Source organism: Microcoleus sp. PH2017_09_SFU_O_A, from assembly GCF_020738625.1.
Taxonomy (GTDB): Bacteria; Cyanobacteriota; Cyanobacteriia; order Cyanobacteriales; family Microcoleaceae; genus Microcoleus.
This window is the reverse complement of sequence record NZ_JAEQCF010000016.1, coordinates 39,304-54,554: the sequence shown is the minus strand read 5'-3', so window position 1 is coordinate 54,554 and position 15,251 is coordinate 39,304. Positions and strand designations below refer to the sequence as shown.

Genomic DNA, 15,251 nt, shown 5'->3' with positions numbered 1-15,251 from the left:
TCTTTCTTAGATATAAAGCAATACAGTTGACTAATATACTGCTATTCGTGAAACTCCTCTGAAAAATAGATACTGCAATAAAGGTACGTAGTTGCGCTTGAGCGCTCTTTCTTAGATATAAAGCAATAAGGACAATCTTAAGTAAACTGTATTGTATTATAAAGAGCGCTTAAGCGCAACAACGTACCTAATAATTAACATCAATATTGACTAATATTAAACTAGAATTCGCTTAACCACGATTTCTTGGCAAAAAAATACAGCTTTAAAAAATCCTTGCTACAACAATTCAGTTAGACTTTTTCAGTGCCATCGGACTTGCATTCCGAACCTTCCTTCTTCTGACTTCACGCTTGACTTCTGTCAACTGTCCACTGTCAACTATTAAAAAAAGTCCCGTTACTTTCAATATGAATTGGCGGTACTCCAGCAGCCCTCAATTCTGTGGCAATTTTTCGCCCCGCCGCCCAAGTTCCTCCCTGCAAAATCTTCACCAGTGGCAATTTTGTCGCACTCAAATCCAGCTTGTATCGCATAGCTGCTGCAATTTTATCTAAAAGAATCACAGTGACCGATCGCCATTCTACTACAACTTCCGAACCCGGCAAATACCTCTGCTCAAAAATAGCCGAATCTTTTGCCCGTAACAGCCCCATATCCAAACACAAACCGCCGTTACGATACCCCGCTAATCCCGTCAACTCGTCCAATCCCACGACGTACAAACCGAGTTCTTGCAGCGGTTCCAACAGCGAATAAGTCAACCACTGCGAGAGTTGGTGAAACGGCACAAATTCATCTCCCAGATTTTCTCCTTGCAAAGCCCGATGCCGCCAAACCTCACCTAAATTAACGCCACCAATGGCATATTTTCCCGGCCAATTTTCCCCAAAACCTGTCAAAACAGCGCTCAATATTTCAGCACAATCCACAGTTTTGACTCCAGAAACCAGACTGTCAAGCAAGTATTGTGCCAAATTGCCGGGACGCTGGTTCTCGCTGCCAAACAATAATGGATGTTGGCAAATTGCATTCCCCAAACGCTGCAACAATTCTAATCTGCCTGTTAAACCAACTAGCGGATTGTCTCGACTTACTTGAAATCCGGCCGCTAAGGTTTCTAATTTTAATTGAGAAAGCCCGCGAAAATCGGCTTGCCAAGGAAAATCTGGATTGCTGGAAAAAATACCCTGACAAAACATCCGAAAAGTGGCTACTGCCAACCCTTCTGAACGGCGATAAACTTCTTTGGTTTCTGCTTCGCAATACTGCCAATCTGCGCCGGTACTGGCATCGAGTAAAACGCTGACAATGGCTAAATCAAATTTTATCTTTGCTTGTTCTATGACTGAAAATTCTGTTAAAGCTGCATCGAATTGAGCGAGGCGCGGTTGGTTGCCGGCTTCAAAATGCCGCCACTGACTGTGAAACGGAATATTAAAATCGGGATACTGTTGGCGGGTTGTGTCGATTACATAATTTGCTGCTTTGTCGAGTTCGGATAAATCGACACAGAAGAAATTGAGTTTATTTTCGGAGGCTAAGTTAAAAAGCCGATCGCACTTTTGGCGAATCGCAGTTGGTGTTCTCAGATATTTTACAGCCTCTAGCTCAATATTATTCAACTTCATCGAAAATTTTTGGTTTGAAACCCCGTGCTTTGAGCATCGGCTTTACATTTTGGCTAGGCTTTTCCTAGACTAGCCATAGTTCTAGGGAAAGCTCTATGTACCTGACTCAAAAAATCAGATACGCGGACTTGCCACCAAAGAGTTTAACACCTTGCGAGAACTCTGTCGGTTGAGTCAAAACCTTTACAGTGTATGGTTTTATACAGTCAGACAGTATTGCTTCCAATCTGGCAAACACCTTCGCTACGAGTGTAACTATTACTACTGCAAGGGAAACGAGGACTATCAATAGTTGAATACTGATATAGCCCAACATACCCTGAAAGTAGTCGATCGAACTTTGCGGAGTTTCTAGGACTTGATAAACGCAGTCAGAGAGGGAAACTATCAACAGAAAGTTCAACTCCCTCACTATCTCCCGACACAGGATTATATCGTGTCCGATCGATTAACCGTAATTACATTCGATCGCACGTGCCCACGAAAGTCCGCAAAATGGAGCGGACTTTCGTGGGCACTACCAACTATCGTAGAACGGCAGCCGAGTGTTAAACAACTAAACATCGGTAAACATCATTTTCCTGAAAAAAGTCAAACTGACTGTAATCTAACAGATTATCTAAAATCGCATTTTTATCGATTTTGATCAGCTTGTATTCCCACTTCGAGCCACTAACTTCGCGTTTTATTTGATCTGAAACTATTACCGAATTTTTTTCTGTACCCGGAGATACTATTTTACTTAAATCTTCCAGCCTGTCGGCGATGTTAATATCTTTTCCGTAAGTGCAAGACCGAAATATATACAAATTTCCTTTAGCAACTCCCACCGACAAACCGCAAGGTATTTTATGGCCGTGTATAAAAAGTTTCCAATTTTCGCACAAACTTTCCATGGCCGCTAGGGCTGAGTGAGCTTCTGGGAAAGTCAACAAATGCGAATCGCCAACAATACTGCGAATTGTGCCACCGTATTCTTCGCAAATGTTTTTTTCAAAAGTATCAAAGTTGGTGAGCAAATATTCAACATCTCTGATAGAATTAGATTCTTGATAAGCAATAAAACCTCTCAAATCCGCTTTAATTATTGCTTGATTTTCCACAATTCGCGTCTTGTAACTTTGGTCAACTTTGTAAACCTTTTCAGGTTCGCTCATCCCTTTCAAGGAAAACTCATTGACAAAAGATGTTTGCACTTCTGCTTTGTTGAGCGCCAGCCATGCTGCTTGGGACAAATATATTTCATCCTGGGGAGTTACTGATTCTATACGCGCTGTTAAATTGACCGTATCGCCAAAGATATCTTTATCTTGATGCAAGACATCTCCCAAGGTAATCGACACGCGAATAGCCAATCGTTCGTCGTTCGATTTGCTAGATTGTTGGGTTCTCAATTCTTGCTGCATTTCTAAGGCTGCCATCGCGGCTGCTGTGACGCTGGGAAAAATCAGCCAAAATGAATCACCTTCGCCTTTGATCAAACTTCCTTCATTTCTGGTACTAATATCTGAAATAAAAGTTTTATGCTCGTTCAACAAACTACTTAAGTCCGACTGAGATAATTTTTTAACTCGGGCGGTATATCCGCAAATATCTGTTTTTACGATCACAGTAGAACGCAAATTAGCCATAACCTACCCTGACTGATCAAAAACCAGTAATAAATTTAATTTGGCAAAGACGCAACTGTTTCCGAACAGTCGTGTCTTTGCCTTCTGAATCTCCTGGCATCGCGTCCGATCGCTTCTGCAAGAATTGTAGCATCTGGCACAGGGTCTGGCGTGTAGTAGGCGGCGGCTTTTTTGGCGACGATTTCGACTTGTGCGCCTGCGGGAATCCAATCTTCGAGGATGGGGAGGCGATCGACTACTTGAATGCCAGAATTGATAATAGCATTGTATTTGAGATGGCTCATGGAAACTAAACGGTCAGTGCGAGGGATACCCAACCAGTGCAGCACGTCTGGCATTAGTTCTTGAAACCGCATATCTTGAAATCCTGCAACACATTGAGTGCGAGTAAAATAGTCATCAGGGCGATCGCCACCTTCGAGCCTTTTGGGAGCATCTCAGTTTTGCAAAAAGCATTTTTTTATTATAGTGCGAGCACGCAAGAGCTCGCGTATTCTACAACTCGCGAGCGGGGACAGCACTTATAAATGCAAAACTGAGATGCTCCCAGCCTTTTTCTGGCATTGTACACCAAAAACTTAGTTACTTCCCCCAAAGCTCTGCCTTGCTTGCGGAAGTAAACAATTACCCCAGAACTACCGGATTGTGCCGTTTGGATGCAAATTTCGATACCCTGTACCAAATCAGGACGGCAACAAGTGCAGATATCCGAACTAAACACGTCAGAACCCTTGCATTCATCGTCTACCCGTACCGCCAACTGCTTCTGTGGGTCAGAAATATGCACGACATTGCCAATAATATAAAGCAACACGGCTCAGTTGATTTTAGATTTGGGGATTGGGGAATGGGGATTTTTCATTTAAGATTTTAGATCGAGTGATATGCTTGGGTAAATGTTAATTTTTTCCGAAGTGAGTAACACCAAATCCGGTAGCATCAGAATGATTCATCTCTCTATTCTCGGACTCTGTGTCCTCTGTGTTCTCTGTGGTTAAATCATTCCGATGTAACGGTCAACGATATAACGCTATATACATGAACGCGATTTTTTATGAAAGCAATCTCTGTGTCTATTTTTAGATTACTTTTGCTCTCCCTGAGGGGCTTATCCCAGCAGCAAAATTTGACAGATATCATGTTCATTAAAGCTGCTATAATGTTATTGTATAACCCAATAGAGTTCATTTAAGGAGAAGAGGGCGGATGAGAGCATTGACACACTGGATTGTTTCATGAATTATTAGCAGATACGCGCCCCTACAATAGACATCTTCAATAACTCTCAACTCAATAAAATATTAACTAGAAAATTTCATGTTGCCAGCTACATCTAATTATTTGCTAAAAAATGGTCGCGTACCCGAATCTCTTCTAGAGATGAAATCGATCGCCAATTCAGCGTCTACTATCACCACAACAGCCGATCGCAATTTTTGTCTGGTGGATCTGGAAATTGCCAACGGCGCGATCGCCCAAATCATCCCCACAGGTACAGAATCTTTATCCCAACTTGCAGATATTCCGATGGTAGACTTGCAAGGCGGCTTAATTTTCCCGTGTTTTGTCGATATGCACGCGCATTTAGACAAAGGACATATCTGGGAACGATCGCCCAATCCCGATGGAACGTTTGCTAGCGCGATCGACACAGTGCACGCTGATGCCCAAAAATACTGGAATGCAGAGGATGTTTACCGGCGGATGCAGTTCGGCCTCCAGTGCAGCTACGCCCACGGAACCAAGGCGATCCGCACTCACATCGACAGCGCAGGAGAACAGGGAACCGTTAGTTTATCAGTATTTACAGCCTTGCAGGCCGAATGGCGCGATCGGCTAATTTTGCAAGCAGTTTCCCTAGTTTCCCTCGACTATTACCTGACACCCGAGGGCGAAAAATTAGCAGACAAAATTGCCCAAATCGGTGGCATTCTCGGCGGCGTCGCCTACATGAATCCCGATTTAGACAAACAACTCGATCGCGTATTTAGCTTAGCCCAAGAACGCGGTTTAAACCTCGACTTCCACACCGACGAAACTGACGATCCAGAATCAACGACACTGCGAGAAGTCGCAAAAACCGCTATTAGGCATGAATTTGCAGGTCAAATAATCTGCGGGCATTGCTGTAGTTTAGCCGTACAACCGCCAGACTTAGTAACAGAAACTTTGACATTACTCAAGGAAGCAAATATTGGCATTGTCAGCTTGCCGATGTGCAACCTTTACCTGCAAGACAGACAATCTGGGTGTACACTTATGCTATGCTTACTGAAAGTAGCTCCCTACTTTAGGAGCCTACTTGGGAAATAGAGTCTACCTAGACTAAATCTAGAAAAAATCTAGAAACCACAGAACCTTGACAAACCAATAGTTTCAGGAGAGAAACACCAATGAAAGCTCAACCCAAAGTTCAGACAGCTTGCGACATCACCATTGGAGTTGACCATGGCTCCCTACGATTACAGTTTCCGTCTCGGCACAGTCCGCTATGGGAAGCGTTAGACGGCAAGCCACTAAAAGGTAAACCCAAGTATCTGCCACTAGGGCGACACGGTTACAAAGACAACCCTGAGGATTGGAAGCGTGCTACTCAAATTGCCATCGCAATGGAGGCTGATTTAGACCATCCTGAATGGGAAAAACTATTTGACCCTACCCTTGCTAAATATGGTATAGGCGGGGGCAAATATGCCAAGCTAGCTGATGTACTTCAGATGCCAGGTGCACAGGCTACAACACCCGAGATTACCGTAGGCGAGATGTGGGAAGCGTACCTTCAGTGGAAAGAAACAACCATTGAAGAGACTACGTTTAAAGTAACTTTCCAGACACAGTTTTCAAACATTATTTACGGTAAAATATGGAACAACCAAACTAAGCAACACGTCCAATCCGACCAGAGTATTAGCGACATACGCTTAAGCGATGGACAGAATGTGATGTTTGCAATCACAAATACCACAATAAACAGAAAGACTTACTTTATCAATGAGTTGCGACTAGCTTTCGAGTATTGCAAATCAAAAGGTATGCTAGTCAATCCCACAACCGAAAACCCTTTTGTCAGCGATAAATTCAGCGCACCTGCTATCACAACTCAGCAAAAGTACGCATCCAAAATAGTAAATGGGGAAGAGAAACAATGGCACGAGGTGACGGACGAAAAAGCGCTAGAAGAGGATAGACGCGCATTTACCAAGATAGAGTGCGACATCATTATCAAGGCTTTTTATGGGTCTAACAAGTCTCATTTTGCAGCCTTGATCGAATTCTATTTTCTAACAGGATGTCGCACATCAGAAGCGTTAGCCCTCTGTTGGCATGATATAGATTTTGAAAGAAATCTAATTCGTTTTAATAAATCATTAGGTGCTTCCACCCACAAAATAAAAGAGACCAAAACGGGCGAGGCAAGACTATTCTATTTCAGTGACAATTCTCGATTGAGAGAGTTGCTGATCCAACTAAAAGGCGAGAGCTTAAGCAATCTTTGCTTTCCGAACAAAAAAGGTAAATACATTCCAATCACCTCTCTACAAGAGGCATGGCGGGGATTCAAAAAAACTAGAGCCCTAGCTGATGGTACAGAAAAAACTTACTACTACCCCGGTGTAGTCACTCAGTTAGTTGAGGAAGGCGTCATAGGAGGGTACTTACCGCAATATCACACTCGCCATACCTACATCACCCTTACTGCTCACGCTAATGCCCACAATAACAACGCGCTATTACATATAGCCACCGCCTGCGGTAATAGCGTAGACGTGATACTGAGGCATTACCTTGGGGTAAGCGAATCAATACAGATAGTTGAGGCAATGTAACCCCCTACCCCCTTTAATCAGGGGGTATTTTTTTGACTATTTTCCTGTACCTACTGTCATTTTACAAAGTAAGGCCCTACTTTAGGAGCCTACTTGGGAAATAGAGTTAGATTTAGCCTCACTAGCCTCACCGCCTAGAGGCGTAAGGCTTTCTAGGCTCACCGGACTAGCCTCACTAGCCTCACTAGCCTCACCGCCTAGAGGCAAGAAATGACCTAAGGCTGCCAGCGCGGCTTCCCAGGTCGAAGTCTTGGATAGATTCCCAAAGCCTTTAACGAATTCCTTTTCAATGCCAAAGGAATTCGCAAGCTCTTTCAGCTTGTCAATCTTGCGTTGCAATGCCATAATTGTTGTGTTCCGACTGTTGCTTCTTAACGGTTCGGGGAAGCCGTGGTTAGGGGGGTTCTGCAAAAACCGCTCTACCGCGCATCAATCTTCCTTATCTATATGAATAACACTGTAGGCAACACTTGTCAATAGCTAGTGAGGCAGGCGGTGAGGCTAGTGAGGCTAGTGAGGCTAGTCCGGTGAGCCTAGAAAGCCTTACGCCTCTAGGCGGTGAGGCTAGTGAGGCTAAATCTAAGGTAGAGTTGGCGGCTTCAGAAAAGGCGATCGCGAAAATGGTTGAGGATTACGCTTCTGATGAAGATTTCACGTACGGGGCAATTCGGAGTTACCAGCAGGAAGCCTTTGATTGGTTATTCAGAAAGAATGACCACATTAATGTTGCCGGCCATTTTTATCGGTTTGAAGGTACGCACTATAAAAAGTGTGAAAAAGCACCGCTAGTCAAGCGGGTATCCACATACCTGAACGGTTATATCGAAAAAGTGAAGGGGATTGAAATCTGTACGCGCGCTAATCCCGAAAGTACAAATAGCGTATTGGCTTGGGCTGCACAGCGCTTGGGCGTCTCGGTTAACGAAATTAATCCTGATGGTTTGAATTGTGCCAATGGCGTTGTAAAAATCAATCCTGACGGCTCTCATTCACTTGTGCCACATGATTCATCTCAGTTATATACATTTGTAGGGAGCAAGTATGACCCCGATATTAACCCTACAGATTGCGATCGCCTTTTGGAGTGTTTGGAACCAGCACAGCGTGAGATATTTCTGAGAACCATTGCTGCTGCACTGTGTTTGCCAACAGTAAGGGCGAAAATAGGAAGAATAAAGGGCTTGCTACTGCATGGTGACGGCAACAATGGTAAAGATGCGCTTCGTGCTGCTGTAGCGTGTATTTTAGGTGAAGGGATGACTGGGAAAACACTAACTGATTTCAAGGTTTATGATAGCGGGCGTAAATTCCCCCTTGCTGGACTTGAGAATTCACTTTGTAACTGGGCTAGCGAAAGCGCAAGTGACATCGAGATCGACAAACTACAGGGGCTGAAACAGGTAATCACTGGAGATCCAATCGACATTGAATACAAAGGAATTGGACAATGGGGCTTGACCCCGAGATGTGTGTTTCTCGCTAACTGCAACAAACTCCCAACTATCTCAAAAAGCAGTGAATCCCTGACGAGTCGCTTCTGTGTAATTGAGTTCAGGAAGACTTTTAAACGCAATGCCAACGCTCGCAAAAATGAGCTAGAAGCAGACTCACGGTTTAAGTATGATGCGGACTTTATCGCTAACAATGTTGCACCTGCGCTACTTAATAAGCTACTAGAAAGGTTGCCACTAATATTACTTGAAGGGATTGACTATGGCGGTACAGAGGGCGAGTTGAAACCCCGTAGTGCGAATCACTTAACCAGGTTTATACACGAGCAAGGTATTACCTTTAGTGCTAATTCTGACAGCAAAATGCGGGTTAAGGATTTATGGGAATTACTGGAGACCTGGTACGTGGATAACGGAATTCTTGAATTTCAGAACAACATACCTGTATGGGATGAATTGCCTGCTGGGGATAAACCTTGCAAACTATCGCAGCACCTATTTGCACGTCTAGCAGAGATATTTCCTGGTATTGGTAAGGGAAGGTTTACGTCTGATTCTGATGCAGGGCTGAAGGGACAAGCTTATTTCACTGGAATTGCGGTAGGGGAACCAAAAGCTGAAACGACTGATTCAGAGGTTGTTGATACCATACCCGTAGTTGATTCGCTTGTGACAGTGCTTGACAGTCCATCAGAAAAGGTGAAGGTGAACAAAGCTGGAACAGGATATGTCGGCGTACAGCTTGAAATTCAAGATAGCTTACCACTATCACCGTACTTAGTGAACCTGCTTTTAGGTGCGCTCGACTGAGTGTTCTTTCATTTAGTAAAGTAGGGCGCTACTTTAGGCGCCTACTTTCAAAAGTGCAAGCACAACAAAAAACCCTTGCTTACCAGGCAAGGGCTAAAACCAAGCAAAAATGATACAGATAGTCCGAAGAGAGAAGCGTTGTATATATTTATACTACACTACCTGGACTAGAACCGATAAAAACTACGGCTATTGCGGTTGAGTAAATAATCAACGTATAAAATATTACCGTCTACGCCCCTTCAGCTTTTTTATCAAGGGCTGCATAAATTCCTTCATATCCCCCTTTGGCGCTAAGCCCAAGTTTTCCCGTTGCAGCATCATATCTAGTTCGCTAGTCCGCACTAATTCTTCTATTTTGGATGCTAGGGCATTTTTAATAGTTCCCTTAGCGCTACCCTTCTCTTTCTTGCCACCGGGGGATTTACCTCCTGGTTTCGGTTTGCTGCTAGATGGTTTCTTGGTAGCCATGATGTAGTACCTATAATTTGCTTAATGCCGCTGCGATCGAAATGGATTCGGGGCGGAACACCCATTTTACAATAGGAATCTTACTAGGTTGCAGCATCGTCCCCAAAACTTTCTCTACCTCATTATCAGTTTTCGGCTTGCTGATATCAATTTGTTTGGGTTGTTTTTTGCCAAAACCTTTATGAGCTTCATGAATCGTAAAACAGACAGGTAATTCCTCTGTGTCTAAGTCAGGTGTCATGCCGATAGCTTCGCTCAAAAAATCTACCTTACGACTAAGTTCTGCAATTGCTGACATCATTTGAACTTGCTGCATAATTGATGAAATTTCGTACTTCTGGGTGGTATCTCCGTTCGACATCGACTCTGCCACCATTTCGTAAACGCCAGACGCCCAAGCAGTAGCATTAACATTTTTCCATTCACTCCCCAATGGCTTGCTGACAGGATTGATTATCAAGCCATTGGCGAGCATTCTGAATAGCGCTTCGCATAGCGCGTAGTAATCCTCACATTCCTCGTTGCCATTACCGCCTGGTACTAAGAATTGCTTGGCAACCTTAAACTTTTTCTTCATTTTGGCGATGCCAAGATATTTGTAAATCTCTTCTACTTTGTCGCAACAATTCATTGGCTTGTACCTTTGTGGATAATTGGGCAAGTTTTGGGGAACTTGTTGTTGGGTAGGGACAGCATCGTATTCTCGAATCTGTTTTATAGTGATGGAAACAAGTGTCCAATCCTGGTCGGTCTCTGCTCTCATATAATATTTTGAGACGAGTTGCGTATACATCCAGCCTGTATGACTATTCGCGCAATAAACATTATATACACTTGAACGTTCAAAGCGTTGGAGTGCTTTACTAGGGTCGTCAGTACCTTCGCTTGCCGTCCTGAAGAACACCTCAGCCTCCCCCGATAAGGTGGGCGTAAAGCTGTCTTCACCAAAGCAATTGCCTACTGTTATCAATGACTGCGGATAAGGACTTTCCCGTTTACGATAATATGCTACTAACTCTCTTTTCCCAGTTTGCGGGTTATATCGAAAGGTAGGTTCATACCAGCCCTCAACATAAGTCCATTCCCAATACCGCGCTCCTTTCTTAAATGTTGGCATCGGAACAGTCGATATAGAATCGGGCTTAGATGTGTCTAATTCAATTGGCTTTTCTATTATGGCTTTCTCGCCATCGGGAGCAAATGTCACACCGCCCCTCGCCCCCGGTATTTCATACCCCAATCTTATAGAAGTTTTGCCGTCTTTGTCGTTGGCAACTTCAATTTTAAATCCTAAAGCTGAAACACCCAATTTACTCGACTCACTGCCATTACCTTCAGCGTTGACGCCAAATCCCAAAACGTTAACACCAAAAGAAACATTTTCTACGGAGACTCCAGTTGGAGTACGTTTTATTTCTCCTCCAAAACTGACGCCGAACCCTTGCTTAATACCTAGGTCTACCTCTGCTTTTGCAGATTGTTCAGCAGGATTAATATTGATGGATACTCCCGGTGCTCCTAATTCTGCTATCCCTGCTGCTGCATCACCCACTGCTGATATACCACCATAGCTACCAAGTTCCCGCGTACCAGACACCCCTAGGCTACCTACCTCGGGTGTCAATTGAGTCGGCTTGCTCCCCATATCAATTTGTTCAGTTGGACGACGGGAGCTATCTTTATCAAGGTTGATTGACCTACTTCTTTTCATAGCACTTAAAATTCCATAATTAAAATGCGTATCCAAAAAGGTGCAGCATCAACAGCGGACGCCGTGTCGTTTTTCACTAATATTGAAACCGTTCCTGCGACTTGCACAATAGCTGTCATAGTAAGCGCCCAATAACCTGTATTGGCATTATTGAGAACAGGTACTACATGACAATAAGCTCCCAGCGTTACACCTGCAACCGGGATATCGAAAGAGAATAACCCTTGGCTGGCAATGCTAGGGAAGTCAACTGCCTGCGCGTGCGATCGAACTGATTTAATAGCTGTGGAAGCGGGCCCAATTTTCAGAGGTTGGGAAATAAGAAACTCTGTTGCAGATGAATACCAACGCCAGAAAGGAGCACCGGGTTGTGCTGCATAAAATCCTATATCCCCTGTGGCAGGGTTGTGCATTAAATAATTTGCATTATACGCCCCTTGAAAATGTATACCCCCCCAACCGCTTTTGAGAATAGCTGAAATAGCTACGCTTCCATATATACCAGTATTGACAACACCGAACCCCCCTTTATCTGTTTCTAATGGCAGTGTCAACCTTTCTACCGTCCCCGCAGCAACACCTCTGCCAAGCAGCGAATTAGCGGGGACATTTACAAGCCTTCCTTCTAATGCCAATTCTAGAGAGGCTATTCTTGCACTTAATTCTGAAAAATCATCGTTTTTTTTTGAAATATCAACGGTAGTCGCAAATTCAATCTCTATGAAATCGGTTTGTTTGAGCAACCCATTGCCGTAGTCAATAAGTTGGATTCCGAGAGCATCGTTGTATTCGAGTAACCGCACCTGAGCTTTTGCTAGATAAGGAATAAGCAAATCGAAATATGATTTGCGTCCGGCGTTAGTAAGAATAATTTCAGCCTTTTCGCGCCATACCCCAGTGTTATTTTTCCGACTCAAGACCCTCAAACCAACTTTCTGACTTGCTAATTCTGCTGCGGTAAACATTGCTAACTTTTCTGCTTCTGATTCATCCCCTTCATAATTAGGAAATTTCATGAGTTGAAAGCTTTTAAGGCTTACGTTGCAGAAGCACGCTTCCAGATATACGGCAGCCTTTTCTCCGGTAAGTAATGGTTCGTCGCGGAAGTGTACTATTTCCGTAACTACGTTTGTAGTAGTAGAGCTAAGTGCAATTGAAAATGTCCGAGTTGATAGTGTCATGTATTTACAAAGTAGGGAGCTAAAGTAGGAGCCTACTTTAGATTAAGTCATTACAATAAAATCCGAAAAGCCATCCCCAAAACCTTCTATAAAACCCTCTAAGAAATTGCCTAATGCAGGATTTTCCTCAGTAATGGCTTCTACTTTGTTGTCAATTGCAGAAGCAATGGTAAATGATTGACCCTCTTGTAGCCCCCAGTTAGCAATGGCGTCGTCGATTCCTTTAATGCCTGTACGAACGTTATTCCTTGCCCATTTGCGAAGTTCCATATAACCTAATTTAGCCGCTAAATTGCGAGCGTACCTGACAAAGGTATTAGCAAGTTGACTTAGCTCCTCGACCAGCTCTTCTTGTATATCACTACCCGCCTGTTGTGCCGTAATACACAGCGCTGCCGATGCAGTAATGTTTATGGTCATTTTGGGGTTGGTTTTGCCACCACCTAGTGCAAAACCAGCAAGCATTCTGCCTGTCGATTCGCCAACCGTGTTTAAGAAAGAAAGGTACATACTTTCTAGTTCGGCGATTATTGAAGCATCCGATTGCTGCCAATCAAGATTGTATAAAACATTCGTAGTTCCTATAATAGCTTGTTGAAGCGTAGGCAACATTAATCCCAAGGTAAAGCCACCAATCTTGACACTACCCAATGCTGACCACATAGAAGCAATACCGCCTGACGCAACTGCGGTGATTCCTGTAGCGCTACCAACAAACCAACCAGCTACCGCAACGGCAGCACCACCGCTAATAGCTCCAATCGGATCGTTTTTAAGCCAGTCACCAAATATTCCCCAGTCACCCCGCATGATTGCAGAAAATAGTTCTTTACCACCTTCTATCATGCGGTTGCCTAAATCTAATGCAGCCTGTACACCACTTTTTATCGCATTCCATACTTGCGATGCAGCGTCCTGTAGCCATTTGCCTGGACTAACCCCTTCGGTGCTAAAGGCAAGCGCTGAATTTTCGATCGTCACGCCGTATGTTTTTTGAGTCATCTACTGTTCTCCCTAGGTCAGCAACCATTCTGTTGCTGCTTCAGCAACACTACCACCTGCAACAATTGTAGTAATATAGGGCAATTGAAATGTACCGGAATACACGCGTGTATTTGCGTTAAAAGTACAGGTGACATTAGTCAATGTTTGAGTGTTTTTAGCACCGTTGTTTTGCCAAGCAATGATGTATAACACCACGTCAATGAAATACTGAGACAGTGTGGTTGATTTGATTGTTCCCAAGGGGTTGCCTGCATTGAAAGTAGTGTTAGGCAGATAAGGCATGGTAACATCGGTAAATGTACCTGTCGCAGGAGTCCAAATAAGATTACCTGGAATGGTGAATTTGCCATCCATTACAAATGAATCATCTTTTGTTGATTCAAATCTATTAACGGATTCGGTGTCTGCGCGTTCAGCGTTTTGGTACAGATGTACCAATTGCCAAAGTTGCCCTTCTATGGTTGTAGCATTAATCGTACTTCCTGTACCAGGTGTTATTACTGCCATAATATAAGTAGGGCGCTAAAGTAGGGAGCTACTTTGTAAAATGAGTCTACTTATATAAAATAACATTCTTTTTTACCAAAGGAATGGATTTATTCATAAGTGGCAGTCTTAAGGTGGCGGAGTCAAAGTAACAATCGGCAATTGGTCTTTTTTCGTCAGGTCTAACAGGCTTACCTACAACAATTATTTCCTTCTCTTTTTTATATTTTGTTGTAGAAGTGCTGGCAGAAGAGTTAAATCCATCTTTGTCGGGTATAGTATCGATAATTTTCAGAATAGCCGTAAATAGGTCAATACCATCTTTTTGATTTTTTACATAAGCATAGCCTTCTAATCCTTGTAAACGGGCAATTTGTCCAGAGTAAGACAAACACTCTTTACCTTTTTTCCACAAATATTTAGTGTCACCAAAAATAGTTTTTATTTTGTTAGCCCACCGTTTTATATCAGCAGGAGTAACTTGCTTGGCTAATTTAATCTGAGCAATTTTTGCATCATCAGTAAACCCAGCAAGTCGTAGCCACTTTTTCCCAACTTTTTTATCTTCGCTGATAAAAGAAAGTTCAATTAAGGGAAATCCTTTAAGCGGTGGTTTGCTATTTTTCCCACTCACAGTATTGTCGCCAGCAGCGTTTTGATACCCAATCGCGACAATATGTGCAATTAAATCGCGAGTAGTACCAGCTAAAATATAACTTTCCGATTCATTATCCCTGTCTGGGAAATATTCAATGTAACGAACACCCGATTTACTATCTAATTGAGTAAGCTCTAAATATTTTGGTTCAACCCAATCAGATATTCTAAAATTGGTAACTGCTTGATTGCGATTTGGAATCCCCCGCCTCCATTCGTTCCACCATTCGTCCCAATCTATGCCCCCAGTGCGAATAAGCTCCTGAATAGCAAAGAGTAGTGATGGCTCTTCATTGGTAAGTTTCAGATTCTCCGGTTTAGGTGCAGGTTGTTTGGGCATAAAATAAGGTTTAAGGATAATGTGGTGAAATATTTGTAAACCTAATAGGT

14 protein-coding genes are annotated in these 15,251 nt (G+C 43.3%); 3 read left to right on the top strand and 11 right to left on the bottom strand.

Annotated elements, in window-relative coordinates; all coding sequences use genetic code 11:
• Nucleotides 1-377 precede the first annotated feature (377 nt).
• The 4 genes from JGK16_RS08700 to JGK16_RS08685 all read right to left on the bottom strand — a co-directional run bounded on the left by JGK16_RS08700 (nucleotide 378) and on the right by JGK16_RS08685 (nucleotide 4,076).
• The gene (locus tag JGK16_RS08700; RefSeq protein ID WP_293190249.1) at nucleotides 378-1,631 is read right to left on the bottom strand and encodes a URC4/urg3 family protein; all 1,254 of its coding nucleotides are present in this window, start codon (nucleotides 1,629-1,631) and stop codon (nucleotides 378-380) included.
• A 548-nt stretch (nucleotides 1,632-2,179) separates the two neighbouring features.
• Complete coding sequence (locus JGK16_RS08695) at nucleotides 2,180-3,262, bottom strand: adenylate/guanylate cyclase domain-containing protein (protein ID WP_293190251.1); 1,083 nt, start codon at nucleotides 3,260-3,262, stop codon at nucleotides 2,180-2,182.
• 35 nt (nucleotides 3,263-3,297) lie between these two features.
• Nucleotides 3,298-3,618 (bottom strand): hypothetical protein, encoded by a 321-nt coding sequence (locus JGK16_RS08690; RefSeq protein ID WP_293182423.1) that lies wholly within the window; start codon nucleotides 3,616-3,618, stop codon nucleotides 3,298-3,300.
• 107 nt (nucleotides 3,619-3,725) lie between these two features.
• A complete protein-coding gene (locus JGK16_RS08685) occupies nucleotides 3,726-4,076 on the bottom strand; it encodes a hypothetical protein (RefSeq protein ID WP_293190253.1) in 351 nt (116 codons plus the stop codon).
• Nucleotides 4,077-4,579: 503 nt separating this feature from the next.
• On the opposite strand from JGK16_RS08685, the gene JGK16_RS08680 reads away from it, so the two are divergent.
• Together JGK16_RS08680 and JGK16_RS08675 are read left to right on the top strand one after the other, a co-directional pair.
• Entirely contained in the window at nucleotides 4,580-5,575 is a 996-nt protein-coding gene (locus JGK16_RS08680; protein ID WP_366517155.1) for a cytosine deaminase, read from the top strand.
• A gap of 80 nt (nucleotides 5,576-5,655) precedes the next feature.
• Nucleotides 5,656-7,089 carry a site-specific integrase gene (locus JGK16_RS08675; protein ID WP_293190254.1) on the top strand — a complete coding sequence of 478 codons (1,434 nt, stop codon included), beginning with the start codon at nucleotides 5,656-5,658 and terminating at the stop codon, nucleotides 7,087-7,089.
• A gap of 81 nt (nucleotides 7,090-7,170) precedes the next feature.
• Here the strand turns inward: JGK16_RS08675 and JGK16_RS08670 are convergent, their stop codons facing one another.
• Entirely contained in the window at nucleotides 7,171-7,434 is a 264-nt protein-coding gene (locus tag JGK16_RS08670) for a hypothetical protein (RefSeq protein WP_293202962.1), read from the bottom strand.
• A gap of 125 nt (nucleotides 7,435-7,559) precedes the next feature.
• Between JGK16_RS08670 and JGK16_RS08665 the strand changes: the two genes are divergently transcribed.
• The gene (locus tag JGK16_RS08665; protein ID WP_293202960.1) at nucleotides 7,560-9,350 is read left to right on the top strand and encodes a DUF5906 domain-containing protein; all 1,791 of its coding nucleotides are present in this window, start codon (nucleotides 7,560-7,562) and stop codon (nucleotides 9,348-9,350) included.
• A 225-nt stretch (nucleotides 9,351-9,575) separates the two neighbouring features.
• Here the strand turns inward: JGK16_RS08665 and JGK16_RS08660 are convergent, their stop codons facing one another.
• From JGK16_RS08660 to JGK16_RS08635, 6 genes are all read right to left on the bottom strand, one after another.
• Complete coding sequence (locus JGK16_RS08660) at nucleotides 9,576-9,821, bottom strand: hypothetical protein (RefSeq protein ID WP_293190258.1); 246 nt, start codon at nucleotides 9,819-9,821, stop codon at nucleotides 9,576-9,578.
• A 10-nt stretch (nucleotides 9,822-9,831) separates the two neighbouring features.
• Nucleotides 9,832-11,532 carry a hypothetical protein gene (locus JGK16_RS08655; RefSeq protein ID WP_293190260.1) on the bottom strand — a complete coding sequence of 567 codons (1,701 nt, stop codon included), beginning with the start codon at nucleotides 11,530-11,532 and terminating at the stop codon, nucleotides 9,832-9,834.
• A 5-nt stretch (nucleotides 11,533-11,537) separates the two neighbouring features.
• Nucleotides 11,538-12,548: a hypothetical protein gene (locus tag JGK16_RS08650; protein WP_293202958.1), complete on the bottom strand. Its 1,011-nt coding sequence runs from the start codon at nucleotides 12,546-12,548 to the stop codon at nucleotides 11,538-11,540.
• A gap of 207 nt (nucleotides 12,549-12,755) precedes the next feature.
• Nucleotides 12,756-13,715 carry a hypothetical protein gene (locus JGK16_RS08645; protein WP_293190262.1) on the bottom strand — a complete coding sequence of 320 codons (960 nt, stop codon included), beginning with the start codon at nucleotides 13,713-13,715 and terminating at the stop codon, nucleotides 12,756-12,758.
• 12 nt (nucleotides 13,716-13,727) lie between these two features.
• Nucleotides 13,728-14,225 (bottom strand): hypothetical protein, encoded by a 498-nt coding sequence (locus JGK16_RS08640; protein ID WP_293190263.1) that lies wholly within the window; start codon nucleotides 14,223-14,225, stop codon nucleotides 13,728-13,730.
• A 46-nt stretch (nucleotides 14,226-14,271) separates the two neighbouring features.
• Complete coding sequence (locus JGK16_RS08635) at nucleotides 14,272-15,201, bottom strand: hypothetical protein (RefSeq protein ID WP_293190264.1); 930 nt, start codon at nucleotides 15,199-15,201, stop codon at nucleotides 14,272-14,274.
• Nucleotides 15,202-15,251: the final 50 nt, after the last annotated feature.